This is a genomic window from Hymenobacter terricola, from assembly GCF_017921975.2.
Lineage (GTDB): Bacteria > Bacteroidota > Bacteroidia > Cytophagales > Hymenobacteraceae > Hymenobacter > Hymenobacter terricola.
Genome location: NZ_JAGEMO020000001.1, coordinates 644,354 through 669,224, shown reverse-complemented (window position 1 = coordinate 669,224; position 24,871 = coordinate 644,354). Strand labels below are relative to the sequence as shown.

Genomic DNA, 24,871 nt, shown 5'->3' with positions numbered 1-24,871 from the left:
AGAAGGGCTTGTTGCGTTTGGCCACCGCTGCGGCCCGGCCTCGTTGTGGCTGCTGAGCATGGCACGGAAGCTGCAAGGGAGCCGGTTGTGTGATATTCGCAATAATTCGGTAGCAAATCCCATTTCAGCATCGCAATGAAGCAGGCCCACTGAACGAAATATGCCCCCAAAAAGGTAGCTGGCGGTTCTCAGAAGGTCTGGCCTCAGTTTTGCACTCAGTCATTACCTGTGTGTTAAGCCCGCTATAAAAAAAGCCGTACCTTGCATCTGTAAAGCAATTTACACTGATTTTTACTTATTCTATTTAAAACTTTTCCATGAAAGTCAGAATTCCCTTTACCCTCATTCTCGCGGTGGCACTTCTGACCGGCGCCACGGCCCAGGCCCAAACCAAGCTGCCGCCGCGCCGCCCCGGTAGCGCGGCTCCCAAGCCCCGCGTAGCCACCTCCGTCACCGAAACCAGCCTGAAGGACGGCCTCACCATGCAGAAAGGCCGCGTCGTCCTCACCGAATTAGGCATCACCAATCCGCTCATCACCGAGAAGAAGCTGATAAACGGCACCACCATCAGCCCCACCGGCCTGGTGACGGCCACCAACGGCACCACCACCCAAATCAGCGAAGGCGACCAAGTGTCGCTTTCGGGCCGCGTCACCAGTCGTCAGGCCATTGTGGCGGCCGATAGCATTGCCAAGGTGCAGCTCTATGACGCGAAGTACCCCGGCAAGCGCAAAAAGATGGAAGAAGACGCCGCCCGCAAAGCCAAAGACAAGGCCAAGCGCGACGAAGAAAAAGCCAAGGCCAAAGCCAAGGCGGAAAAGAAAAAGAAGTAGTAGCGCGCCGCTGCTGCTCCTGGCCCCGCGCCGCCATGCCTCCGAGCGTGGCGGCGCGGGTGGTTTTTGCTGGTTGCGGGCGGGTGGCGTCCTATCTTCGGGGCCTTACGTATTCCCGCCCATGCTCTTTTATACTGTGATGAAACCGCTGGTGCAGGTCGCCCTGCGGGTTTTCTTTCGGCGCATTGAAGTCCGGCACCCCGAGCGGATGCATCTGCTGGGGCCCCTGCTGCTGGCCGGCAACCACCCCAACACACTCATGGACCCGCTGCTGGCCGCCGTGAACCGCCGCCAGCCCATTGCCTTCCTGGCCAAAAGCACGTTTTTCGTCAATCCCATCGTGCGGGCCATCATGGAATCCGGCAACTCCATCCCCATCTACCGGGCCCAGGACGCGGGCATGGGCGGGCCCGTCACGCCCGAGCAGCGGGCCGCGCAGAACGAGGCCACCTTCGGCCGCTGCTTCGACTACCTGGGCCGGGGCGGCACCATCATGATATTCCCGGAGGGCACCAGCGTAAGCGAGCGCCGGCTGCGGCCCCTCAAAACCGGGGCCGCCCGCATCGCGCTGGGCGCCGAGGCCCGGCACGGTTTCAGGCTGGGCCTGAAGGTAGTGCCGGTGGCCACCAACTACTTTGACCCCAGCAAGTTTCGCTCCGATGTGCTGCTGAACGTGGCCCCGCCCATCCTTGTGGCCGACTATGCCGCTGCCTACGCCCAGGACCCCGACGAGGCCGCCGACCAGCTTACCGAGGCCATCCGGGTGGCGCTGGAACGCCGCCTCGTGGTGAGCAAGGACGCCGCCGATGACGCCTTCGTGCAGCAGATTGAGCGCACCTTCGGCGACCACCTCAATCCCGATGACGACCCCGATACGCTCTACGACAACTTCCAGCTGAGCCGCACGCTGCTGCAAGCCCTGGCCTGGGCCGAGCAAACTTTTCCCGAGCGCCTCACCCTGGCCCGCGCCCAGTTGCAAAGTTACCTGACCAACCTGCACCGCCACGGCCTCACCGACGAAGCCCTCGATGGCCAGCGGCGTGGCTCCGCTGTAGGCCTGCTCAACCTGGTTTTTGGGGCTCCGGTATGGCTGTATGGGGTGCTGAACAATTATTTGCCTTACATCCTGCCGTCATTTGTGGCGAAGCGGGCCACCAAGGAAGTTGAATTCGTGGCCCCCATCATGCTGGTGATGGGCATGATTACCTTCCCCTTAGCGTACGCTTTGCAAGCCGCCGCCGTGCAGCACTGGCTCACCCACGACTGGCGACTGACCGCGCTGTATGTGCTAAGCCTGCCCCTCAGCGGTTCCTACGCGCTGGGTTACTGGAACACGCTCTCGGCCCGGCTGCGGCGGCTGCGGGCGGCCCAGCTGTTCCGCCGCGCCCCGGCCGAAGGAGCCGAACTGCTACGGCAGCGCGCTGAGCTGGTAGGCCAATTGGAAGAGGCCCGCACGGCCTACCTGACGGCGCGGTAAGATGGTGAAATAGTAAGGTGGTGAAATGGTGGGTTTGATGTTTTCTCTGCGCAAACTGCGCAGAGAAAACATCAAACCCACCATTTCACCTTTCCGCCGGCTCCTCGCCCTCGCTTATCCCCCCCTGAAGTTGAGTTCTTTATCGAAGTGATACGTCTAGAACCTCACCTTGCGGTTGGTAGCCTTGGGGCAAAAAACCAGGTCGACTTTGTTCGCGGCCTCGTTCACGTTCACGTCGTCGGGAAAGCCCCGCTTGGCCTTGCCCAACACGTCGTGGAGCTTCTCAATGGCCAGCTTTTGGGTAGGTAGTGGCGCAATGGGCAGGGCAACGACCAGCGCGGCAGCAGCCGGCAGCCAGCGCCGGAACGGAGCGTTTTTCATGGGGCGGAGACGTTTGGCGGTGGAGACAATTCACCCGAATCGATGTCCACAAAGGAATTTCTCCCGCCCACCCGCGTCAATCCGTGCCCGTGGGCATTTTTCTTCTCCGTGCCAGCCCGGTTAGGCCACGCGTTGGCCTCCGTGCCAGCCCCTCTTCCGGCCGCTTAGCCAACCAGCGCCCCGGCCACCAGCGCCACTACAATAATGACCACGCTCGGCACCTTCTCCCAGAGCAGCAGCAGGAACGTGGTGCCCACCAGCAGCGGGTTCAGCGGCAGCGTGTCAATCGGGCCGAGCTGAAACGGCAGGTCCAGCAGGCGGTACGGCAGCGGGTGGTAAAGCAGGAACGTAGCTGCGCACACCAGCCCCGCGCTCACGGCGTTAATGCCCTCCAGCGAAGCCTGCACCACCCGGTACTGCCGCAGCCGGTCCCAGAACCGGATGACGAAGAATATCAAAAACGTGCCCGGCAAAAAGATGCCCACTACGCCCACCAGTGCCCCCAGCACCTGCATGCTGGTGCCCCCGGCCGGCCGCATAGCTAGCGCGCCGATGTAGGCCGCAATCGAAAAATTCGGCCCCGGCATGGCCTGCACCAGCCCCAGCCCCGACAGAAACTCCGGCCCCGTGAGGTAGTGCTTAAACTCCACAAACTCGGCGTAGAGCAACGGGGCCAGCACCTGCCCGCCCCCAAACACGAGCGAGCCGTTGCGGTAAAAATTCTCGAACAGCCGCACCGGCAGCAGCTGCGTGTAGTGCCCCAGCACCGCCGCGCCCACCAGAATGCCAAACCACAGAATAAAGTTGGCCCATTCCACGCGCAGCGGCTTTTTTTCCTGCACGATGGCGTGTTTGCGGTAGCGCACCGTGGTCACGGCCCCGCCGGCCAGCAGCAGCAGCGGCAGCATCCAGGGCAACTGAAAAAAATAGGCCAGCATGGCAGCGGCCACCATAAGGGCCACCGAGGTTTTGGTGTGAATGACTTTTTGAGCAATGCGGTAGGCCGAAAACGCCACGAAACCCACGGCCACGGGCTGCACAAACTGCACCAGCGCCGCCACCCGGGCCGGGTCGAGGTGGCTGAGGGTGAGGCCGGCCAGGGTCATCAGCGTCACGGCCGGGGCCATCCAGACCAGCAGCGTGAGGTAAGCCAGATTTGGCCCGCCCAGCCGGAAGCCGATGACGGTAATGGTCTGCGTCGAAGTCGGGCCCGGCAGCAGGGCGCACAGCGCCTGCAGCTCCAGCAGCTCGGCGGCGCTGATGTAGCGGCGCTTTTCTACCAGCAGCCGAAAAAACATGGCCAGGTGCGCCTGCGGCCCCCCAAAGGCTGTGAGCGCCAACACGGCCACATCCTTCAGAAAAATAATGCCCCGCACCCGCCGCGTGCGCTTGCCCGAGCGCCGCGGGGGCGGCGCGAGGGAAACGGATGCGGGTGGGTGCGGGGCGTTAGTTGGCGATGGAGGAACAGTCATACCAGACAAAAAAAGCACGTCATGCTGAGCCTGCCGAAGCATCTCTACCGCTTCGTTGCAAGAGCATTGATTGGGTACGCGGTAGAGATGCTTCGGCAAGCTCAGCATGACGTGCTGACGGCGGTTTTACCCTTCCCTTACTTCTTCTTCAGGCCCAGCTCAATCAGGCGCTCGTTCAGGAATTCGCCGGCCGTGATGTCGGCCTCTTTCTTAGGATTGTCCGGCGTTACGCAGTGCTCCAGGGCAGCCAGGCTCATTTCGGAGCGCGGGTGCATGAAGAACGGAATGCTGAAGCGCGAGGTGTTCATTTTTTCGCGGGCGGGGTTCACCACGCGGTGAATCGTGGATTTCAGCACGCCGTTGGTGAGGCGCTGGAGCATGTCGCCCACGTTCACCACAATCTGGTCGGGCAGGGCCGTGATGGGAATCCATTTGCCATCGCGGCGCTTCACCTGCAGGCCGTCGGCGCTGGCGCCCATCAGCAAGGTAATCAGGTTGATGTCGCCGTGTTCGGCGGCGCGCACGGCATCGGCCGGCACCGCGTCGGGGTCTTCGATGGGGAAGTAGTGAATGGGGCGCAGGATGCTGTTGCCGTGCTTCACCTTGTCGTCGAAGTAGTTTTCGGGCAGGTGCAGGTACAGCGCAATGGCGCGCAGCACGTCCTGGCCCGCGTTTTCCAGCGTGCGGTAGGCCGTGAAGGTGCTGTCCTTAAAGCCGGGCACTTCCTCGGGCCAGATGTTGGCGGGGTACTCGTTTTTGATGGGGTCCTCTTCCTCCACTTCCTGGCCAACGTGGTAGAACTCCTTGAGGTCGCCGGTGTTGCGGCCCTTGGCGTGCTCCTTGCCTTTGCTGATGTAGCCGCGCTGGCCGGCCAGCTCGGGGTTCTCGTAGCGCTGCTTGGCTTCGTCGGGCAGCTGGAAGAACGCCTGCACGTCGGCATACAGCTGCTTGGTTTGTTCGTCGTTGAGGCCGTGGTTTTTCAGGGCTACGAAACCAATGCTTTGGTAGGCTTCGCCGAGCTGTTGCACGAAGCGAGCCTTGCGCTCAGGGTCGCCGGAACGGAAGTCGGCGAGGTCGAGCGAGGGAATTTGGTCGAGAAGTTGGTCTTGCATGGAAAAATTAGGTTTACTTTGAGGCTGTGTAAGCTCCTTAGTGGGCAACGACGCAAGTTAAGCAAAACCCCGCACCGGGCCTCTCCCGTAAGCGGGCCTGGATATATGATTACAACTAAACTTTTTTTGAACACACTCTACATGAAACGTTCCCTCTGGCTGCTGTGCAGCACGACTCTTGCTTTGGCTTCGTTGGCCAGCTGCGAATCCAGCAAGCCTGCTACCGATGTCAGCGCCTCCGCCGGCAGCACTACCCCCTCCGCTGGCCGTTCCAGCAGCAACGGCGAGAGCATGGAGTCGAACGGCATTCGCCTGACGCCTTTTGGAGATTCGCCCAAATTCCCCGAAGCCCAGATGCAGCTGCGAGCCCCTATTTCGGGCGCTACCCTGCCCAGCGGCGACGTTGCGTTTGACTACCAAGTTACCAATTTTCAGCTCACCAAAATGAGCGGCGGCCCCCACATGGCCGAGATGGCTAACTCGATGAAAGGCCAGCACATCCACAACATCGTGGATAATCAGCCCTACACGGCCCACTACGATACCCGATTCACCAAGGCTATTCCCGACGGCCAGCACGTTGTTCTCTCGTTTCTGTCGCGCTCTTACCACGAGAGTCTGAAGCACCGCGGGGCTTACGACCTGCGCGTTATCAACGTGGGCAACACGCCGGCTCCGGCCACGCCCATCATCGACGTGAAAGCGCCGAACCTGTTCTACAGCCGCCCGAAAGACACCTATTCCGGCGCTGACGCCAAGCGCATCATGCTGGACTTTTATTTGGTGAACACCACCCTGGAGCCCGGCGGAAACCGCGTTCGCGCCACCATCAACGGCACGGAATTCATGCTCGACAAGTGGATGCCTTACCAGATGGAAGGCCTGCCCGCCGGTGAAAACACCGTGAAACTGGAACTGGTGGATGCCAGCGGCACCATGATTCCTGGCCCGTACAACTCGGTGACGCGCACCTTCACGGTGGCCCCGTAATCACGATTCGAAACGAAACCCGTTCCGGGCGCCGTTATTTTTCCGTTATTATTTCCAAAAAAGTCTCTTGGCCCCGCCAGGAGACTTTTTTGGTTGCAGCCGTTTGTTGTTCCCGCGCTACCTTGCCCGCCATGCCTCCATCTCCGCCCGATGCCGCTGCCATTCCGCTGCTCACCCGCGAACAGGTGCTGCGGGCCCTGCGCCAGGTAGCGCGCGAAGGCCGCCCGCTGCCGCCCGGCACCGTGTACGAGCTGGTGTACCGGGGCCGGCGCTACCCGCCCCGCGCCGTGGCCGAGCTGGCCTACCGCCTGGCCACCGGCAACCCCGCCGCGCACTGGCCCCGCCCCGCCGGCGCCCCCACCAATGCGCTACTGGAAAGCCTGGACTTCACCATCAGCACGAAGCGGCCGGTGCTCACCTCCGGCTCGGGGCCCGATGGCGACGAAACCGCCCGCCAGCAAGCCGAGGGTTTGTACACCGGCCTGCCCAAAGAAATGGCCGAAAACACTTCGGCCACAGCCGCCGAGCCCACGGCCGCATACGCCCCACCCGTGTACACCCGCGCCGAGGCCCTGGCCGAACTATTCATCGCTGAAACTGCCCTGGATGCGGCCCTGGCCGGCCTGGAGCGCCGCCGCAACCTGCTGCTGCAGGGCCCTCCCGGCACGGGCAAAACGTTTCTGGCGCGCCGGCTGGCGTGGCTGCTGCTGGGGGCAAAGGACGAAAGCCGCATCGAGCTGGTACAATTTCATCCCAGCTACGGCTACGAGGATTTTATGCTGGGTTTCCGGCCCGATGCGAACGGGCGCTTCCACCTGGTGCCCGGCGTGCTCCCGCTGCTGTGCCAGCGCGCCGCCGCCGACCCGCACCGGCCGTACTTTCTATTGATTGACGAAGTGAACCGGGGCAACGTGCCGCGCATTTTTGGCGAGCTGCTCCTGCTGCTGGAAGCCGACAAGCGCGGGCCCGCCCACGCGTTGCGCCTCCCCTACGCGCCCCCGGATGCCCTCCGCTTCTTTGTGCCCGATAATCTATACGTCATCGGCACCCTCAACCTGGCCGACCGCTCGCTCAGCCCGCTGGATTATGCCCTGCGCCGCCGGTTTGCTTTCGTGGAGCTGGGGCCACAATTCGGGCCGCCGCTGCGGCAGTTTCTGGCGGCCCGGCAAGTTCCTGGGGTACTCATCGAGCAGCTGAGTACCCGCATGGCGGCGCTCAACCAAACCATTGCCGACGACCCCGAGCTGGGCCCGGACTTTGAAATTGGCCACAGCTATTTCTGTCAGCCCCCGCCCCGCCCGGAGCAGGCGACCGCGTGGCTGCGCTTGATTATGGAACAGGAAATTGGCCCGCTGCTGGCCGATTACTGGCGCGAACAGCCGGGCACGGCCGCTGCCCAGCTGCGCAAGCTGATGAGTTAGAACGAAACGGTGGCCTGAAGCCGGACAGCGGGCGCATGCTGCGTGGCCCGCTGGCTCGGCGTGGTGGTAGCTTGCCCCGTTCGGTTGTCAACGAATGAACCGACGGTGCGCCCCACGAAGCCTTCGTATATACAGCTCGGGGCTGAGGTAAAACCGCGGGAGCGGATGCAGCGCGGCTCCGATGCCGGCCATGGCTCCTCCCATTCTGGTGGTTGCCGTCACGGTATTGTCCAGGCAGCCACAAAATCCCCCTGTATATTCGCCCCTGGCGCCGGTGGCGCGGTAGGCCACGTCCAGGAACGTGTAGAGCCATTTTACCTGCGGGAGCACGGCGTATTGGCCACCGGCGCGCCAGGTGAGCGTGTGGGAGGCGGTTTCGCCGGAAAGGCAGTCGGCACAGTTGCTGATTTCGGCGGGGGTCACTTGTTGGCTGAAGGCCAGGCCGGCCCGTAGTGCCGCCCGCTGAAACCCGTAGCGAAAGAACACCCCGGAAAGTGGCTGAAACCGGGGCCGTGTCGGCGACGAAGCAGCGGCGTAGCTTGCTCCTTCTACCCCAATTTCGTAAGGATGTGGCCGTTGCACTTGCCCTTTCGCACAAATTACGTGGCTAACAAGCGCTACGGCTAGCAGGAATTTATTCATTTTTGGAGGAAGAAAGCGCCCAAAAGCAGGCCTTGCCCAGCTGACCGTTAGTAACAAGCGCAGGTTGCACTGGTGGCTGGGCAGCTCAGAGAAAAAGTCTCCCAACGGCCACCAGTGCTTATCCAGTCGTTTCGATAGCTAAGCACCGGCCCTCAACCAAGGAGGGCACTTTTAAAAGCTTATTTCGAAATCAACTCATGGAGCGAATGCCGCTTTGCGTGCACATTCCGAACTTTACCCCTGCGTGATACCTCTCCCCGCCCTGTATTACTTTCTCTGCTACGCCTGGAACCGGCTGCCCGAACCGGCCGTGCTCCAGGCCAGCGAGACCACCCCATTTCATCGGCCGCTGGGGCTGCTGGCCCAGGTGCTGCTGCACGGCACCCGCAGCCTGCTCAAACCCGGCCTGCCCCGCGCCTTTGTAAGCCAGGAGGCCGAGCTGACCAGCCTGCGCGGGCGCATCGAGCTGGCTCCCAGCCTGGGCCGGGGGCTGCTGGAACGGGGCCGCGCCATTTGCGCATTTGATGAGCTGAGTGCCGACTTGCCGCTCCACCGCCTCGTAGTTCAGACCCTGGCCGTGCTGGCCCGGGCCGCCGCCTTGCCCCTGGCCTTGCGCCGTGAACTGAGCCAGGTGCGCCAGCGGTTTCCGGCCACGCTCACTGCGCAGGCAGCTGCTCCGCCTTCGGCCGCCACGTTCCGGGAGCTGCGCCGGCAGCGCCTGGGCGGCCAGGCCACTTTCCTGCTGCACGTGTGCGAGCTGGTGTGGCTGTCGGCCCTGCCCGAGCCTACGGCCCGCGGCCGCAGTCGCTTCACCGATTTCCGGCGCGACGAAGTGCTAATGGCGCGGCTGTTTGAGCAGTTCACCCGCAATTTCTACCGCCGCGAGCAGCGCCGCTACCGCGTGTACGCCGAAACCATTGCCTGGCAGGCGGAAGCCGCGCAGCCCGACGACCTGGCCCTGCTGCCCACCATGCTCACGGACACAACCCTCGACGCGCCCGACCGCAAAATCATCCTCGACACCAAGTATTACGCGGCGGCCCTGCGCCCGCGCTACGACCGGCAGCGCCTCATCGCGCCGCACCTCTACCAGCTCTATGCCTACCTCCAAAACCAGCGCCCCGGTCCCGGCCAGGCCCTGGAAGGCGTGCTGCTCTACCCGGCCGCCGCGCAGGCCGTGGACGTGCGCTACACCTTGGGGGGGCACCCGGTGCGCGTCGTCACGCTCAACCTGCACCAGCCCTGGCCCGGCATCGCCGCCGATTTGCTGGGCTTAATTGCCTAAACCGGCTTTACTGGCCTCTTTTCATCTCTGCACAAAAAAACGGCCCGGACTTTCCAAAAGGAAGGTCCGGGCCGTTTTGAATTGAGTGAGCATTGGGCTGGCCAAAGGCCAGCGGCCAATTACTTCTTCTCTTCGGTGGTAGTAGTCGTGGTGGTGCTAGCAGCAGGAGCAACCGAGTCAGCAGCAGGAGCAGCCATAGTGGCGGTGCTGTCCGTAGTAGTGGTGGTCGAGGTAGCGTCCGTAGCAGGAGTCGTAACGGTAGTCGACTCTTCGGTCTTCTTCTCGCCGCACGACGACAGACCAGCGGTGAGGGCCAGGCCCAGAGCAGCGAATTTAAAGAGATTCTTCATTTTGGGGGTAATTTTGAAAGTGGGTTAGCTTAAAAACGCCCTTTATCCCGGCTTACGAGAAAGGTAACCCGGTCCAGAAAAAACTTTTTTCGTTGGGTTACTTGTGGCCCGCGTTTGTATTAACCCTCAAAGTGAATGAGCAGGGGCAATTCCTCTTCTTTGACTCCCACCGACGACGCGCTGATTGCCGCCATTCGTAGCGGCGATGAGCGGGCCCTGGCCCACCTCTACCGGTTGCATTGGCCCATGGTGTCGCATTTCGTGCTGCAAAACAGCGGCTTGGAAGACGATGCCCAGGACGTGTACCAGGAAGGCGTAATGGTGTTTTATGAAAAGGTCCGCGATGGCTCCCTGGAGCTGAGCTGCCAGATTAAAACCTACCTCTACGCCGTGTGCCGCCGCCTGTGGCTCAAACGCCTGACCAGCAAAAGCCGCTTCGGCGTGCGCTTGCTCGACGACGAGGAGCACGGCCCGTACCTGAACACCGGTGCCGAGGACGACCTGCTGGCCGCTGAGGAACAGGACCGCCGTTTCGCCACCATGAGCGAGGCCCTGAACCACCTCGGTGAGCCCTGCCGCTCGCTTTTGGAAGGCTTTTACCTGCTCGATAAATCGATGCAGGACCTCACGGCAGAATTCGGCTACACCAACGCCGACAATGCCAAGAATCAAAAATATAAGTGCCTGGTGCGCTTGAAGAAATTATTTTTTGCCCACTACAAAGAAGAGCCTATCTGATATCCATTGGCTGCTGGTCTTTCGCCCGCAGAATCGCCCATTCGCTTACCGCCGCCTCTTCCCACCCGGCAGCATTTACCCATGATGACTGAAGCAGATTATTACGCCTTATTCGAAGCCTACGCCCACGGCGAGCTGGCCGGGCCCGCCCGCGCCAACCTCGAAGCGCGCCTGGCCGCCGACCCGGCGCTGGCCCTACGCTACGCCGACTTCACGGAAATGACCGGCACGCTGCGCGCCTACGGGCAGCGCCAGCAGGCCCGGCAGCAGCTGCGCGGCATCCACGCCGCCATGCTGGCCGCCGATGCCCCGGAGGAAATTACCCCGACTGAAACCAAGCTTACCCACTCGGTGAACCCCATGCTACGCATTTCGCGCACCGAGCGCAGGCTGCGCGAGTTCTGGAGCGGGCACCGCGCCACGGTGGGCGTAGCCGCTTCGGTGGCCATTCTGGCCGTGTTTGCCACGCTATTGGGCCTGGATTTGTGGCGCAGCTACAAAACCGAGCCTTCGCTGTACGGCTACCAAGCACTACGCCGCGAGATGGCCAAGTTGCAACGTAGCCAACGGGCTCTCAAGGAGTCAATCCTCACGCAGGGCCCCTTGCCCACGCCAGCGGTCAACAACGGCAAGTTTAGCGGCACAGGCTTCGCCCTGACTTCGGAAGGCTACCTGGTAACCAGCTACCACGTCATCCAAGGCGCTGACTCGCTGCTGATTGAGGGCCGTGACCGGCAGCGCTACCACGCCGAGCCGGTGTATTCCGACATCAAACATGATTTAGCCATTCTGCGCATTACTGATAAGAAATTCGCTGGTTTTGGCCGTCTGCCTTACGCCATTAAGTCGGGCCAGGCTGATTTGGGCGAGCGAGTATTCACCCTCGGCTACCCGCGCGAGGACGTGGTGTACGGCGAAGGTGCCCTGAGCGCCCGCTCTGGCTTTGAGGGCGATACGGCCTTCTATCAAGTGAGCATTCCGGTGAACCCTGGTAACTCGGGCGGCCCGCTGCTTGATGAGCGCGGCAACCTGATTGGCGTGGTGAGCGGGCGCCAGAATGATGCGCAGAGCGCGGCTTTCGCTACCAAGTCGTCGTATCTGGTGCGTTTGGTTGATTCGCTGGCGGCGGCCAAGCCGGCGGCGGCATACCCTTACCACCTGCCCCACTACGGGCAGTTGGCCGGCTCCGGGCGACCCCAGCAGCTCAAGAAACTGCAGGATTACGTATTCGTAGTCAAGGTGTTTGAATAGCGTCTATTTTGGCCGTTGAAGCAGATTTGGCGGCTGCCCGTAATTCTCAAAGGCCTGTTTCTTTAGTGGAGCAGGCCTTTGTTTTGTAATGCGTATTCGATTGCGGCGATTAAGTAGTCGTTCAACAGCAACCGGGTTATTAATTGCTCGTTGTTGGTTGTCAGCCAAGATGCTGCCTACGTACCAACAACGAACAACTCGTGACTAACAACTTATTAGCTGCGGCACGTAAAACAAGCCCTTCATTCTGCCAGTTGATGAGGTTAAATGCTGCGTTTTTTACAACCTTCGGCCGGTGATTCTAGTATTCAGGCTTAGATAAGGCCGTTTGTCTTTCCCTCCTTTTGTCCCCCTTTAACTCCGCACTCCGTGGCTAACAATAACCAACCTCCTCCTACCGGCACCGATGTTGCCGGCTCGGCCCTTTTCAAGAAGTTTCTCAATACGGCCGAAGGCTACATCCGCCAGCCCACCCGCATGAAGAAGCTGCTGACGGACGCCTACGAAAAAGCGACCGAGAAAAACGACGTCGGTACGCTGGCGCACGAAGCCTGGGAAACCCTCCAAACGATGTTCCGCCTCATCAAGGCTTCGATGTCGGGCGAATACACGGGCGTACCCGGCACCACTGTGGCGGCAGCCGTGGCGGTGCTTGTTTACTTTTTGAGCCCGATTGACTTGATTCCGGACTTTATTCCGGTGTTGGGCCTGCTCGACGATGTGGCCCTCGTGGCGTGGTTCTCAACTACGCTAAAAGGCGAAATGGACAAGTTCCATGAGTGGGAGCTGACCCGGCCCGCCGTGATTGCCACTGCCCCCGCCGCCAGCACGGCATCTGCCCCAACCGCGCCCGCCCCGGCCGCTTATCCTTCGCATTCCAATGACCCCGCCGCTCCTGATATGCACCCAGCCGGTGAATCGGCCAAGCACGCAGGCACGGCCACCGACAGCAGCCGCGAACCCAATACCGGCGCCGTGGATACGGGAGGCAATATCCGCTGATTCTTTCCGCTTTGCGCACAAAAAAGCCCCGCAACCATGGTTGCGGGGCTTTTTTGTGGCTTAACATTCCAGCTATCCGCGCCGGCTGGGCGCGCCTCCCTTACGCCGCAGCGGCGTGGGCGCGCACGAAGCGCACGAAGTCGCCCACGGTGTAGAGCGGCACCTCGTCGGGGATGGTGATGCTGAAGTTGCGCTCCAGTTCCAGAATGATGTCGACGACGTCGACGGTGTCGAAGCGAAGGTCGCGGGAAAGGCTGGCGGTTTTGCGAACGCGGCTGGCCCGAATGGCTTTGCGCTTGCTGATAATGCGAAAAACCTGCTGCTCGATAGTAGGGGTATGGGCTGGGGTAATGGTGGATACGTACATGATAATTGCAAAAAAATGGTGAGGCAGGGCTAACGTTGCAGAGGTTGCGAAGGTGCTCGCCGGTGGTTGCTGCTGCAACAATAACCGGCCGGCGAGCACCGACAACGCATAAAACGCTAGACTAGTACAGGCGGCGTAGCCGCCTGTATTTCCTCAGAGTCAACCTCGTCGTGAATGGTTGCAAGCTGGTTGGGGTTTTTGTTCGAAATTTTTGCTTTCAGCGACTCGCTCAACAAATACATCACCGGTACGACCAGCAGGGTGATGCCCGTGGCAAACACCAGACCGAAGATGATGGTCCAGGCCAGCGGGCCCCAGAACGTGACCGACTCGCCGCCGATGAAGAAATGCGGGTTGCCGGAGTTGAACAGCTCGTAGAAGTCGATGTTCAGGCCGATGGCCAGCGGGATAAGGCCCAGCGTGGCGGCCGTGGCCGTGAGGATAACCGGGTTGAGGCGGGTGCGGCCGGCCAGCACGATGGCCTCGCGCAGCGGCATGCCCTGCGAGCGCAGCATGTCCATGAATTCGACCAGCAGGATGCCGTTTTTCACCACGATGCCGGCCAGGGCGATGATGCCCACGCCCGTCATCACGATGCTGACGTTCTGGCCTGTAATGGCCAGGCCCCAGAACACGCCGGCAATAGAAAACAGCACCTCGGAGAGGATGATGAGCGGCTTGCTGAACGAGTTGAACTGCGTGACGAGAATCAGGAAGATGAGGCCCAGGGCCCCGATGCCAGCCAGGGGCAGGAAGTTGGTGGTTTCCTGCTGGCTTTCCTGGGCACCGCCCATGTCGATGGTGTAGCCGGGGGGCGTGGGGAAGGCTTTGAGAGCCGTTTGCACGGCGTTGGCCACGTCGGGGCCGGAGTAGCCGTTGAGCACGTTGGACGAGATGGTGATGACGCGCTTGGTGTCTTTGCGCTTGATGCCGCCGTAGGTGGAGCCGTAGCTCACGTCGGCGACCGAGGAAATGGGCACCTGGCGGATGGCCCCGGTGGCATCGCGGAAGGTGAGCGGGGCGTTCACCACGGCGTCCACGTCGGAGCGGTAGGGCTCGGCGTAGCGCACCTGGATGGGGTACTCGTCGTCGGAAGTCTTGAATTTGCTGGCCTCGGTGCCGTAGATGGCCGTGCGTACTTCCAGGCCAATCTGGCCCGTGCTGATGCCTTCGCGGTTGGCGCGGGTGCGGTTGATGTTGACGGCGATTTCGGGGTTGCGGTCCTGGAGGTTGGAGCGCAGGGCCTCGACGCCGCCAATGTGCAGCGAATCGACGTAGCGGGTCACTTTCTTGGAGAGGGCGGCCAGCGCAGGGTAGTCGTCGCCGGCCACTTCGATGGCAATGGGCTTGGCCTGGGGCGGGCCGCTGGATTCCTGGTCGACCGAGATTTCGGCTCCCGGAATGCCTTTTACCACTTCCCGGATTTTATCCATGTAGACACTGGTTTTGGGGCCTTTGCGCTCGCTCAGCTCCTTGAAGGCCACGGCTACCTTGCCCATGTGCGACTGCGACACGCCGGCCGCCGACGCCTCACTGGGGTCGCCGGCGCCGATGGCCACGTTGGTAATCACCGATTCCACGTCGGGGTTATTGCGGCCAATCACGCCGTAGACGCGGTTTTCGAGGACGTGGGTAATCGAGTCGGTCACTTCTACCTTGGTGCCCACAGGCATGTTCAGGTAGGTGTAGATGAACTTGGGGTCGCCTTTGGGGAAGAAGTCGACGTGCGGCTTGCGTGCGCCCACGGCCACAAACGAGCCGATGAAGAGCACCAGCACGCCCACCATCACCAGGGCCGGGTGGCCGATGGCCCAGCGCACGAGGCTGGCGTAGCCGTTCTGGAAGCGCGGCAGGGCGCGGGTCTGGAACCAGCCAATCATCTTCACGAACACGAACTTATCGAGGAAGCAGAACAGGATGAGCGTGATGGCCAGGTTGCCCACGAAGGTGGAATGTGCCACGTAGCCAATGATGGCAATGACCAGCAGCACGCCCATCGCAATCAGGAAATTGCGCGTGAGCTTGGGCTTGCTGTGCATGTCTTCCTCGAAATGCTCCTCGCGCTCCATGAACGTCACGGCAAACACCGGGTTCATGATGAAGGCCACGATGAGCGAGGCCATGAGCGTGATGATGAGCGTGACCGGCAGGTAGTACATGAACGAGCCCACGATGCCGGGCCAGAACATGAGCGGCACGAACGGGGCCACCGTGGTGAGCGTGCCGGCCAGCACCGGAATAAACACCTCGCCGGCAGCGAATTTGGCGGCTTTCGGGGTGCTCAGGTTGGGGTGCTCGTGCAGCAGGCGGTGGGTGTTTTCGATGACCACGATGGCGTCATCGACCACGATGCCGAGGGCCAGCAGGAAGGCGAACAGCACAATCATGTTCAGCGTGAAGCCGAACAGGGGGATGACCAGGAAGGCCAGAAACATCGAAATCGGCACGGACAGGCCCACGAACAGCGCGTTGGTGGTGCCCATGAAGAACATCAGAATCAGCGTCACCAGCAGGAAGCCGATGATGATGGTGTTGATGAGGTCGTGCAGCGTCACGCGGGTGTCGTTCGAGGTGTCGCCGGTCACGGTGATGTTCAGCTCCTTGGGCAGGTTGGCCCGGGAATCCTTGATGAGGCCCTTGATTTTATCAGAGGCGTCAATCAGGTTTTCGCCGGCGCGCTTCACCACGTTCAGCGTGATGGCGGGCTTGCCGTCGAGGCGGGCGTAGCTTTCGCGGTCCTTAAAGCCGTCGGTGACCGTGGCAATGTCGCCGAGGCGCACCGGCGAACCGTTCAGGTTCTTCACCTGGATGTCGGCAATGTCGCTGGCCCGCACGTACTGGCCGGCCACGCGCACGGCGCGCTTCTGCCCGCCCACGTCGATGCTGCCGCCCGACACGGTCACGTTCTCGCCGCTGATGGCGCGAGAAATATCGGTGAAGCTCAGGCGCGAGGCGCGCAGCTTATTCAGGTCCACGTCCACGTTCACCTGCTGGTCGAGGGCGCCCACGATGTCGACGCGGGTGATTTCGGGCAGGGCCTCAATCTTGTCCTGGAAGTCGTCGGCGAACTTTTTGAGCTGGGCGGCGGGCAGGTTGCCGCTCAGGTTCACAAACATAATCGGCTGCTCCGAGATGTTGATTTCCTTCACGGTGGGGTCGGCGGGCAGGTCGTTGGGCAGCTCGGTGCGGGCCTTGTCCACGGCGTCCTTGATGAGTTGCTTGGCCTCGGGCACCTTCACGTTGGAGTTGAACTCCACGTCGACGATGCAATAGTCCTGGTTCGAGGTGGAGTTGATGTGCTTCACCCCGTTGATGCCCTTGATTTCCTTTTCGAGGTGGCGGGTCACCAGGTTTTCGATGTCCGTCGGCGACGTGCCGGGGTACACCGTGGCCACGATGATGCGCGGAATCACGATATCCGGAAACTTCTCCTTGCCGAGCTTGATGTAGGCAAAAATGCCCGCCACGCACAGAATCACCGTGATGATGTAAATGCTGGTCTTGTTATTAATGGACCAACTGGTCGGCCCAAATTCTTTTTCGATGTCCTGCATGGTTTCTTCTCTAAAAGCTTGAGAAATAGTTGCGTGACTACGCGCCCTGCACGGCCACCTTCTGGCCTTCGTTCAGGTTCTGGTAGCCACCCGAGATAATCTGGTCGGCGGCGGTGAGGCCGCTGGTCACTTCTACTTTGCCATTGTAGGTGTTGCCGGTCTTGATGATGCGCTTCTTGGCCACGGCCTTGCCGGCCTCCTGGGCCACCACGTACACGTAGCTGTTTTCCTCGTCGTGCTGCACCAGGTCGACCGGAATAACGGTGGCATTCGTCTGGGCATAGTTCTGGATGCGCACCGTGGCCACCATGTTGGGGCGCAGGTCGGCGGCTTTGGCGCTCTTCAGGCGCAGCTCCACGGTGAACGTGCGGCTGGTGGCGTTGATGCTGCGGCTCACCACACGCACGGTGGCGGGCAGCTCCTGGCTGCCCAGGTCCGGAATGGTCACCACGGCGTTGTCGCCGGCCTTGATGCTGTTGCCGTAGGCTTCGCTCACATCGGCCAGGATTTTGCCGCCCGTGCCGCTGGTGAGGCGCACCACCGGCGCACCGGGCGCCGTGATTTCGCCCAGCTTGGGCAGCACCTCATCCACCGTGCCGGAGAACGGGGCCACCACGCTGTACGTGGCGCGCTGCTGGTTGAGGGTGGCCAGGTTGCGCTGCAGGGCCTGGTAGTTGTTCCTGGCCTGCAGGAACTGGATTTCGGTGCCAATCTGCTGGTCCCAGAGGCTCTTCTGCTTCTCGTACACCGTCTTAGCGAGGTCCATGCGGGTGCGCAGCTCGGCGGCGCTGGCATCGAGGATGCTGGCATCCACGGTGGCCAGCACCTGGCCCTTGCTCACGTGGTCGCCGCGCTGCACGCGGATGCTGGTGAGCGAGCCGGCGGCGCGGGAGCCCACGGTGGCGTTCTGGTCGAAATCGACGCGGCCCTGCACTTCGAGGTAGCTCTTGAAGCTCTCGGGCTTGGCATTCATCACCGACACGGGCGTGGGTGCGACGGTAACGGGGCCGCCGTTTTTGGCTTCCAGCTCGGCAATTTTGGCCTGCGTGGCGGCCTGCTCGCCTTTGAGCTTAGCCAGCTCCGCTTTAGGGTCTTTGGAAGAAGAGCCGCCGCAGGAAGCGAGCAACAGGGTGCCGGCAAGAATGAGGGCGGCAGGTTGAATGTTATAAAAGCGCATGGTAAGCGGGTATTTTCGAAGAAATTGACGGATAATGGCGCGACCGCCACGCATTATTTTTTAACCTGATTGTAGAGCTCGCCGGTGGCTTTGTCGCGGTCCACCTTGGCTACCAGCACATCATAAATGGCCCCGTAGTAGTTGGTTTGGGCCGAGCGCAAATCGGTTTCGGCCGTGATGACTTCCAGGTTGGAGCCTACCCCGGCGTTGAACTTGATGCGCGTTACGCGGGCCACGTCGGTGGCCAGGTCCAGGTTGGCCTTCTGGTTGTCGAGTACATCCAGGGCATTCACCAGCGTGGTCCGGCTTTGAGCATCTTGTAAGTCAATGCTCTGGCGTAAGGTTTCGAAACCACGCTCAATGGTTTGCTGCTGCAAGCGGCTCTGCTGCACCAGGTACTTGCGGCGGAAACCGTCGAACACCGGCACCGTCAAGGTCAGCCCAATGTTGCCGAAACCGAACCAGTTCTGGTTGGGGAAGTTGCTGGCATTGCGCGAGTCCGGCCCGCGGAAGGAAAACAAGTCGCCCGGCGTCTTGGCCGAGCCCGTGAAACCGTAGGCGCCCGACAGCACCAGGCGCGGGTACGCGCCGGCCTGCCGGTTGCGCAGGTCCAGGCCGGCCAGGGCCTGCTGCGTTTCCAGGGTCGAGAATTCGATGCGGTTGTTGTAGTTCAGCGCGCCCAGCGCGGCCGGGGGCAGGCCGCCGGAAAGGGCATTCTGCTGGTCGAGGCGGTTTTGAGCGGCGGGGCTGTTAACGCCGGGCGCAATGGGAGCCGTGGGCACGGGTGCCTGGCCGGCCAGGCCGCCACCCGTGTTGAAGCTGGCCACCCCCAGGCGCTGGCGCAGCGCGCCGGCATCCACCACCGCTGCTCCAAGCGAATCGGTGAGCTGAATGACTTGCTGCTGCGGCAGGCCCATCTGAAACTTGAGCAAGGCCACGCTCAACTCGGTGAGGCGCTGGGCTTTCTGCTGGTCCACCACCAGGTTGTTGCGCTGCACGCGCAGGCGGTCCACATCCAGTTTTTCGGCGAAGCCGGCCTTGAATGTCTGGTTGGTTTGGTAGAGCACGGTGTCGAGGCGCTGCACGTTGCGCGACAGCAGGCTCAGGCGCGAGCGGGCCACCAGCGTGCTGTAATAGGCCTTGCTCACCTGCTCCACCACGTCGATTTCGGCTTGCTGGGTTTGCTTCCTGGCTAATTCGGTGTACACCTTAGCCGCCTTCAAACCAATCAGATACGAGCCATCGAACAACAGCTGCGACACCGAGGCGCTGGCGTTGCCGGCGTACTGCAGGCCGAAGGCAAAAGCTGACGGCGGCTGGGGGGTGCTGGGCAGCGTGATGGGCTTGATGTTCACCGTCTGGCCCGACTGGGCCGCCGCGATATCGGCCGCCGTAAGCGGCGTGGCCGAGGAGCCACCGCCGAGGGCCGAGAAATCGACCAGGCTTTTTTGCAGCTTGAAGTTGTCGGAAGTCGTGGCCGACACGTTGAACTGCGGCAAGCCAGCGCTCTTGATTTCGCCTACTTTGGCGGCCGCCGTGGCCTCGCCCAAGCGGGTGGCCAGCAGCGTCGACTTGTTCTGAACAGCGTAATTTACAGCCTGTTGCAGGCTCAGTGGCATGGTGCCGGTGGTGGGCGGGGCGGCCGGCAGCGCGGCCTGGGTCTGGGCAAGCAGCGCCTGGGGCACCGCGCCACTCAGGGCGGCCAGTAGCAGGAATCTGGGGCGTAACAACATCTTCATAACAGCAAAATAAGGAAACGGGTAAGCGGGAAAAGCGGGCTATTCTTCTTCGGTGACGTGGCGGTACTGGTTGATGAGCCGGTGGCCTTTGAGGGTGGACACGCCCAACATAAAGTGCTCCAGCAGAGCCTGCGACACCCGCTCGTTGCCGAACTGCCGGAAGGGATAGATGTTGTAGTCGAACTGCATCTCAATCTGGGCCAGGCGCAGGCGGGCAACGACCTCCACATCCAGGTCGGCCCGAAACAGGCCTTCGGTAATGCCCCGGCGCAGGTTTTGGATGATTTGCGAGAGGATGAATTCGTTTTTATGCGCCTGCCAAAGCGCCCAGGTGCCCGGATGAAATTTCTGGAGGTCGTAGAAGATGCTGGGGTGCACGTTGCTGAATTCCTGCTTCGTCCATTCCAGCATTCGAAACAGCTCGTCGATGGCCGAAGTGGCAGCTTGCATCATCACCGTGCAGTCGCCCTGCGTGTCCATGAGGTGCCGGGTCATCGACGCCTGTACAATCTGGTCCTTGTTTTCGAACCACTTGTAGAGGGTTTTTTTCGACATGGCCATGTCGGCGGCGATGTCGTCCATGCTCACGCTTTTGATGCCGTTACGCATGAAAAGCGACTGCGCGTGGTTCAGGATTCGGTCTTTAATTTCCATAACTAACGCCGCAAAGATACAACGGAAACTTTTATTGTGCTCAAAGTTTCCGTTTTCTTTTTGGCGTTCCTGGCCATTCCAGGCACTTTCCGCCTTTGCCTGACGCACATCAGCCCCGATTACTTTATCAATCCCCGAAAAAAAGTGAGTTGCGACCTGCATGACTAACTAATTTAGCTGGCAATACAAAGCTAATAATTTTAGTTGAATAGTATGCAATAATTAAATTATTAATTTGTGAAGCCGGCCAAAAAGGTGTTGGGGCCGAAGCCCCGGCCGGCGGGTACTTTTGTGCCGGCCGCGTAGGCTTGCTTTTACTTCGACCCTCATGAAAATCCGCACCGGCTTCGGCTACGACGTCCACCAACTGAAAGAAGGCCTGCCGTTCTGGCTCGGCGGCATCCTGGTGCCGCACACCCACGGCGCGCTCGGCCACTCCGATGCCGACGTGCTCATTCACGTCATCTGCGATGCGCTGCTGGGCGCGGCCAACCTGCGCGATATCGGCTTTCATTTCCCCGACACCGACCCGCAATACAAGGGCATCGACTCGAAGCGCCTGCTTTCGGAGGTGATGCGCCTGCTGCGTTCCAAGGGCTTTGAGGTGGGCAATATCGACTCCACCGTCTGCCTGGAGCAGCCCAAAGTGAACCCGCACATTGCCGAAATGCAGCGCGTGCTGGCCGCCGTGATGGGCATTGATGAAGACGATATTTCCATCAAAGCAACCACCACCGAAAAGCTGGGTTTTGTGGGCCGGCAGGAAGGCGTGGCGGCGTATGCCACCGTGCTCATTCAGCAGGTTTAATCATCTCTCTTGAACATCATACCGAGCGTAGCCGAGGCATCTCGCGTGCGGCAGTAAGCCAATCGGTCAACGATGCGAGCGAGATGCCTCGGCTACGCTCGGCATGACGTTCCCCAATAAAATCCGTTTCCACCTCACTTCCCGCATGAATAAAACCTCCCTCCTACTGGCCTTTCTGGCCCTGGCCAGCGCCGCGCCGGCCCACGCCCAAGGCAAGGTCAAAGTCAAAACCAAGAAAGCCAGCCCGGCCCCGCAAGCAGCGGCAGCACCTGCAACACCCGCAGTCGTCAACACCGACTGGAGCGCCAAATATGCCGACCAGGTTACCGCCGAGCGCCTGCGCACCCACCTCGCCGTGCTGGCTTCGGACGAGTACGAAGGCCGCGAAACGGGCCAGAAAGGCCAGCACATGGCCGCCGCCTACGTGGCCGAGCAGTTCAAAAATGCCGGCCTGACCGGCCCGCTGCCCAACCCGGCCGACCCCTACCAGCAGCACTTCAACGTGGAGCAGGTGACCTGGGCCGACGGCGCGACCCTGAAAGTGGGCAAAACCAGCTACGCCTGGCTCACCGATTTCTACGGCATGGGCGACTCGCCTTTCAACGAAGAAACCAGCGTGACGCCGGTGTTCGTGGGCTACGGCATCGAGCAGCCCGGCTACTCCGACTACGCCGGGCTCGATGTGAAAGGCAAGGACCTGCTCATCATGCTGGGCGAGCCCACCGGCGACGGCGGCAAGGCCCTGCTCAGCGCCGACGGCTCGCCCACCAAGTGGGGCCTGGACTACCGCGGCAAGGCCCAGCTGGCGGCCCAGAAAGGTGCCCGCACGGTGTTTTTCGTGAGCTTCAACCCCACCAGTGATTTCGCCAAGCAGGCGGCGCGGCTGGCCCCGTTCATCAGCCGGCCGGCCACGATGATGCAGGGCGAAAAGCCGAGCCGCGTGCCGTCGTTCTTCATTTCGCCGGCCGTGGGCCGGGCGGTATTGGGCACCACCGACACCAATTTGCAGGCTTACCTGGCCAAGATTAACACCACCAAGCAGCCGGTGGCGTCGCCCTTTAAGAAGCTGGCGCCGATGCAGATAAAGGCCGTGCGCAAGCGCGAGCCGCTGGATACGGAGAACGTGCTGGGCTTCATCGAAGGCTCGGATTTGAAGTCGGACGTCATCGTAATTTCGGCCCACCACGACCACCTGGGCATGCACGACGGCCAGGTATTCAACGGGGCCGATGACGACGGCTCGGGCACCACGGCCATTATCACGATGGCGGAAGCCTTTGCCCGCGCCAAGAAGGAAGGCCACGGGCCGCGCCGCAGCCTGCTGTTTCTGAGCGTGACGGGCGAGGAAAAGGGCCTGTTTGGCTCGGAATATTACTCCAAGCACCCGGTGTTCCCGCTGGCCAGCACGGAGGCCGATTTGAACGTGGACATGATTGGGCGCACCGACGTGGAGCACGAGGGCAAGGGCGACTACGTGTACGTCATCGGTTCCGACAAGCTGGCTTCGGAGCTGAAGGTGATTAACGAGGCCGAAAACAAGCAGTACACCCAGCTCGACCTGGACTACCGCTTCGACGACCCCGCCGACCCGAACCGCTTCTACTACCGCTCCGACCACTACAACTTCGCGGTGAACAAGATACCGGTGGCCTTTTTCTTCAACGGCGTGCACGCCGACTACCACAAGGAAAGCGACGAAATCAGCAAAATCCAGTTCGACAAGATGGAGAAGCGGGCGCGGCTGGTGTTCCACCTGGCCTGGACGCTGGCCAACCGCGACGGCCGCATCGCCGTGGACTCGAATAAGCCGTAAGCAGGCTTTACCGCTTGATTTGGATGCCGAACAGAACGTCATGCTGCGCGCCGCGTAGCATGACGTTCTGTTTTCATTCTTCTACCTTTCGGCATCCTTTTGCTTTTCATGAAAAAATTTGTACTGTGCGGGCTTCTGGCCCTGCCCTTCGGACTGCCTGCGGTTGCTCAGCAAGCGCTTTCCAAAGTCAAAACCAAGACCAAAAGCGGGGCCGTGCCCGTAGCCGCCGCGCCAGCCACCGTCACGGATATATCGAGTCCCTACGCCGCCACCATTCGGCCCGAAGACCTGCGCGAACACCTCACCGTGGTGGCCTCGGACGCGTTTCAGGGGCGCGAGGCGGGCCAGCCGGGCCAGAAGCTGGCGGCCGATTACCTGGTAAAGCAGTTCATGGCGCTGGGCCTGCAAGGGCCCGTGCCGGGCGGCGACAACCCGTATTTGCAGCACTTCCAGCTCACGCGCCACACCTACGCCTCGGGTGGCTACCTGAAAATAAACGGCCAGCGCCACGAGTACCTGAGGGACTTTTTCAGCTACGGCCCCATGCCGTCGCCCTACCGCACCGCCACGGTTTCGGAGCCGGTTTTTGTGGGCTTTGGCGTGGAGCAGGGCGCGTATTCGGACTACGCCGGGCTCGATGTGAAGGGCCGGGACGTGGTGGCCATCATGGGTGAGCCGCAGGACGAGCGGGGCCGCAAGCTGCTGAAAGCCAACGGCCGTAGCGCCGATTACTGGGACTCGGGCCTGCGCAAGGCGGCGCTGGCCAAGGCCAAGGGCGCGCGCGGCATTTTTCTGATGACGTTTGCTCCGGCGGCGGCTTTCCGCAAGCAAACCGCGGAGATGGCCGCTTCGCTACAGGAGCCGGCCTTTTCCCTGCCCGACCCCGGCCCGGAAGTCGTTGACACGGTAGCGGAAAACATCCCGCCGGGCATCGGCGTGTACTTTACTTCGCAGGAGCTGGGCCTGCAGCTGGCCGGCACCACCATGAACGGACTGATTGACTACGTGCGCGCCGTGGGGCAGGCGCGCCGGCCGGTGCCGGCCCTGTTTCATCCCCCCACGGCCACTATTTACCTGCCGCAGAACCAGGAACAGCTCACCACCGAAAACGTGCTGGGCTACCTCGAAGGCACGGATAAAAAGGACGAAGTGCTGGTGATTTCGGCCCACTACGACCATTTGGGCGTGAAGCACGACACGATTTACAACGGGGCCGACGACGACGGCTCGGGCACGGTGGCGGTGCTGGCCATTGCCAAAGCCTTCGCCCAGGCCAAAAAGGACGGCCACGGCCCGCGCCGCAGCATCCTGTTCGTGACCATGACGGCGGAGGAGGAAGGCCTGTTTGGCTCGGAATACTACACGGCCCACCCGGTGGTGCCGCTGGCCAACACCATTGCCGATTTGAACATTGACATGGTGGGCCGCACCGACCGCAAGCACAGCCCGAAGAAGCATTTTGTGTGCGTGGTGGGCGACGACAAGCTGTCGTCGGAGCTGCACCGCATCAACGAGGCGGCCAACCGCGACTACACGCACCTGGAGCTGGACTACCACTTCAACATCCCGAACGAGCCCGAGCACATCTACTACCGCTCGGACCACTACAACTTTGCCCGCCGCAAAATCCCGGTCATCTTCTACACCACCGGCGAGCACGCCGACTACCACCGGGCCACGGACGACGTGGACAAAATTGAATTCGATAAATTAGCGGAGCGCGCCCAGCTGGTTTTCCACACGGCCTGGGAGCTGGCCAACCGCGAGCAGCGCATTGTGGTTGATTCCAATAAGCCCTGATTAAG

At 61.5% G+C, this 24,871-nt stretch carries 20 protein-coding genes and 1 pseudogene; 11 read left to right on the top strand and 10 right to left on the bottom strand.

Annotated features, from left to right (window positions below):
* The first annotated feature begins 317 nt into the window (after window positions 1-317).
* Together J4G38_RS02545 and J4G38_RS02540 are read left to right on the top strand one after the other, a co-directional pair.
* Window positions 318-833 (top strand): DUF6799 domain-containing protein, encoded by a 516-nt coding sequence (locus J4G38_RS02545; protein WP_210518257.1) that lies wholly within the window; start codon window positions 318-320, stop codon window positions 831-833.
* Window positions 834-954: 121 nt separating this feature from the next.
* Window positions 955-2,310: a lysophospholipid acyltransferase family protein gene (locus tag J4G38_RS02540; RefSeq protein WP_210518256.1), complete on the top strand. Its 1,356-nt coding sequence runs from the start codon at window positions 955-957 to the stop codon at window positions 2,308-2,310.
* A gap of 156 nt (window positions 2,311-2,466) precedes the next feature.
* Here J4G38_RS02540 and J4G38_RS02535 read toward each other — a convergent pair whose 3' ends face one another.
* The 3 genes from J4G38_RS02535 to J4G38_RS02525 all read right to left on the bottom strand — a co-directional run bounded on the left by J4G38_RS02535 (window position 2,467) and on the right by J4G38_RS02525 (window position 5,275).
* Window positions 2,467-2,691, bottom strand: coding sequence for a hypothetical protein (locus J4G38_RS02535; RefSeq protein ID WP_210518254.1), 225 nt, complete (start codon window positions 2,689-2,691; stop codon window positions 2,467-2,469).
* A gap of 164 nt (window positions 2,692-2,855) precedes the next feature.
* Entirely contained in the window at window positions 2,856-4,163 is a 1,308-nt protein-coding gene (chrA, locus tag J4G38_RS02530; protein ID WP_210518252.1) for a chromate efflux transporter, read from the bottom strand.
* A gap of 137 nt (window positions 4,164-4,300) precedes the next feature.
* A complete protein-coding gene (locus J4G38_RS02525; protein WP_210518251.1) occupies window positions 4,301-5,275 on the bottom strand; it encodes an isopenicillin N synthase family dioxygenase in 975 nt (324 codons plus the stop codon).
* A 141-nt stretch (window positions 5,276-5,416) separates the two neighbouring features.
* Between J4G38_RS02525 and J4G38_RS02520 the strand changes: the two genes are divergently transcribed.
* Together J4G38_RS02520 and J4G38_RS02515 are read left to right on the top strand one after the other, a co-directional pair.
* Window positions 5,417-6,265, top strand: coding sequence for a hypothetical protein (locus tag J4G38_RS02520; RefSeq protein WP_210518249.1), 849 nt, complete (start codon window positions 5,417-5,419; stop codon window positions 6,263-6,265).
* 131 nt (window positions 6,266-6,396) lie between these two features.
* Window positions 6,397-7,686: an AAA family ATPase gene (locus J4G38_RS02515; protein ID WP_210518247.1), complete on the top strand. Its 1,290-nt coding sequence runs from the start codon at window positions 6,397-6,399 to the stop codon at window positions 7,684-7,686.
* A gap of 87 nt (window positions 7,687-7,773) precedes the next feature.
* On the opposite strand, the gene J4G38_RS02510 is transcribed toward J4G38_RS02515, so the two are convergent.
* Window positions 7,774-8,172, bottom strand: coding sequence for a hypothetical protein (locus J4G38_RS02510; RefSeq protein ID WP_210518246.1), 399 nt, complete (start codon window positions 8,170-8,172; stop codon window positions 7,774-7,776).
* Window positions 8,173-8,572: 400 nt separating this feature from the next.
* Between J4G38_RS02510 and J4G38_RS02505 the strand changes: the two genes are divergently transcribed.
* Entirely contained in the window at window positions 8,573-9,613 is a 1,041-nt protein-coding gene (locus J4G38_RS02505) for a 5-methylcytosine restriction system specificity protein McrC (RefSeq protein WP_210518244.1), read from the top strand.
* 119 nt (window positions 9,614-9,732) lie between these two features.
* On the opposite strand, the gene J4G38_RS02500 is transcribed toward J4G38_RS02505, so the two are convergent.
* Entirely contained in the window at window positions 9,733-9,963 is a 231-nt protein-coding gene (locus J4G38_RS02500; protein WP_210518243.1) for a hypothetical protein, read from the bottom strand.
* Window positions 9,964-10,122: 159 nt separating this feature from the next.
* On the opposite strand from J4G38_RS02500, the gene J4G38_RS02495 reads away from it, so the two are divergent.
* From J4G38_RS02495 to J4G38_RS29095, 3 genes and pseudogenes are all read left to right on the top strand, one after another.
* Window positions 10,123-10,701, top strand: coding sequence for an RNA polymerase sigma factor (locus J4G38_RS02495; RefSeq protein ID WP_317198170.1), 579 nt, complete (start codon window positions 10,123-10,125; stop codon window positions 10,699-10,701).
* Between the two features lie 81 nt (window positions 10,702-10,782).
* A complete protein-coding gene (locus J4G38_RS02490; protein ID WP_210518240.1) occupies window positions 10,783-11,952 on the top strand; it encodes a trypsin-like peptidase domain-containing protein in 1,170 nt (389 codons plus the stop codon).
* Window positions 11,953-12,429: 477 nt separating this feature from the next.
* A pseudogene (locus J4G38_RS29095) lies at window positions 12,430-12,684 on the top strand (YkvA family protein); the annotation flags it as partial.
* A 370-nt stretch (window positions 12,685-13,054) separates the two neighbouring features.
* Here J4G38_RS29095 and J4G38_RS02480 read toward each other — a convergent pair.
* From J4G38_RS02480 to J4G38_RS02460, 5 genes are all read right to left on the bottom strand, one after another.
* The gene (locus tag J4G38_RS02480) at window positions 13,055-13,321 is read right to left on the bottom strand and encodes an acyl carrier protein (protein ID WP_210518238.1); all 267 of its coding nucleotides are present in this window, start codon (window positions 13,319-13,321) and stop codon (window positions 13,055-13,057) included.
* A 116-nt stretch (window positions 13,322-13,437) separates the two neighbouring features.
* Window positions 13,438-16,875: an efflux RND transporter permease subunit gene (locus J4G38_RS02475; protein WP_210518236.1), complete on the bottom strand. Its 3,438-nt coding sequence runs from the start codon at window positions 16,873-16,875 to the stop codon at window positions 13,438-13,440.
* A gap of 37 nt (window positions 16,876-16,912) precedes the next feature.
* Window positions 16,913-18,052: an efflux RND transporter periplasmic adaptor subunit gene (locus J4G38_RS02470; protein ID WP_210518234.1), complete on the bottom strand. Its 1,140-nt coding sequence runs from the start codon at window positions 18,050-18,052 to the stop codon at window positions 16,913-16,915.
* 53 nt (window positions 18,053-18,105) lie between these two features.
* A complete protein-coding gene (locus J4G38_RS02465) occupies window positions 18,106-19,791 on the bottom strand; it encodes a TolC family protein (protein WP_210518232.1) in 1,686 nt (561 codons plus the stop codon).
* 39 nt (window positions 19,792-19,830) lie between these two features.
* Window positions 19,831-20,445 carry a TetR/AcrR family transcriptional regulator gene (locus J4G38_RS02460; RefSeq protein ID WP_210518230.1) on the bottom strand — a complete coding sequence of 205 codons (615 nt, stop codon included), beginning with the start codon at window positions 20,443-20,445 and terminating at the stop codon, window positions 19,831-19,833.
* A gap of 328 nt (window positions 20,446-20,773) precedes the next feature.
* Between J4G38_RS02460 and ispF the strand changes: the two genes are divergently transcribed.
* From ispF to J4G38_RS02445, 3 genes are all read left to right on the top strand, one after another.
* Window positions 20,774-21,253: a 2-C-methyl-D-erythritol 2,4-cyclodiphosphate synthase gene (gene ispF / locus J4G38_RS02455; protein ID WP_210518228.1), complete on the top strand. Its 480-nt coding sequence runs from the start codon at window positions 20,774-20,776 to the stop codon at window positions 21,251-21,253.
* 145 nt (window positions 21,254-21,398) lie between these two features.
* Entirely contained in the window at window positions 21,399-23,066 is a 1,668-nt protein-coding gene (locus J4G38_RS02450; protein WP_210518226.1) for a M28 family peptidase, read from the top strand.
* A 108-nt stretch (window positions 23,067-23,174) separates the two neighbouring features.
* A complete protein-coding gene (locus J4G38_RS02445) occupies window positions 23,175-24,866 on the top strand; it encodes a M28 family peptidase (protein WP_210518224.1) in 1,692 nt (563 codons plus the stop codon).
* Window positions 24,867-24,871: the final 5 nt, after the last annotated feature.

Bases quoted from the DNA above. Each gene is read 5' to 3' on its own strand.
- J4G38_RS02465 (WP_210518232.1), bottom strand. From the start codon at position 19,791: ATGAAGATGTTGTTACGCCCCAGATTCCTGCTACTGGCCGCCCTGAGT.
- chrA (WP_210518252.1), bottom strand. From the start codon at position 4,163: ATGACTGTTCCTCCATCGCCAACTAACGCCCCGCACCCACCCGCATCC.
- J4G38_RS02515 (WP_210518247.1), top strand. From the start codon at position 6,397: ATGCCTCCATCTCCGCCCGATGCCGCTGCCATTCCGCTGCTCACCCGC.
- J4G38_RS02520 (WP_210518249.1), top strand. From the start codon at position 5,417: ATGAAACGTTCCCTCTGGCTGCTGTGCAGCACGACTCTTGCTTTGGCT.
- J4G38_RS02450 (WP_210518226.1), top strand. From the start codon at position 21,399: ATGAATAAAACCTCCCTCCTACTGGCCTTTCTGGCCCTGGCCAGCGCC.
- J4G38_RS02460 (WP_210518230.1), bottom strand. From the start codon at position 20,445: ATGGAAATTAAAGACCGAATCCTGAACCACGCGCAGTCGCTTTTCATG.
- ispF (WP_210518228.1), top strand. From the start codon at position 20,774: ATGAAAATCCGCACCGGCTTCGGCTACGACGTCCACCAACTGAAAGAA.
- J4G38_RS02540 (WP_210518256.1), top strand. From the start codon at position 955: ATGCTCTTTTATACTGTGATGAAACCGCTGGTGCAGGTCGCCCTGCGG.
- J4G38_RS02445 (WP_210518224.1), top strand. From the start codon at position 23,175: ATGAAAAAATTTGTACTGTGCGGGCTTCTGGCCCTGCCCTTCGGACTG.
- J4G38_RS02525 (WP_210518251.1), bottom strand. From the start codon at position 5,275: ATGCAAGACCAACTTCTCGACCAAATTCCCTCGCTCGACCTCGCCGAC.
- J4G38_RS02475 (WP_210518236.1), bottom strand. From the start codon at position 16,875: ATGCAGGACATCGAAAAAGAATTTGGGCCGACCAGTTGGTCCATTAAT.
- J4G38_RS02490 (WP_210518240.1), top strand. From the start codon at position 10,783: ATGATGACTGAAGCAGATTATTACGCCTTATTCGAAGCCTACGCCCAC.
- J4G38_RS02470 (WP_210518234.1), bottom strand. From the start codon at position 18,052: ATGCGCTTTTATAACATTCAACCTGCCGCCCTCATTCTTGCCGGCACC.
- J4G38_RS02545 (WP_210518257.1), top strand. From the start codon at position 318: ATGAAAGTCAGAATTCCCTTTACCCTCATTCTCGCGGTGGCACTTCTG.
- J4G38_RS02480 (WP_210518238.1), bottom strand. From the start codon at position 13,321: ATGTACGTATCCACCATTACCCCAGCCCATACCCCTACTATCGAGCAG.
- J4G38_RS02535 (WP_210518254.1), bottom strand. From the start codon at position 2,691: ATGAAAAACGCTCCGTTCCGGCGCTGGCTGCCGGCTGCTGCCGCGCTG.
- J4G38_RS02500 (WP_210518243.1), bottom strand. From the start codon at position 9,963: ATGAAGAATCTCTTTAAATTCGCTGCTCTGGGCCTGGCCCTCACCGCT.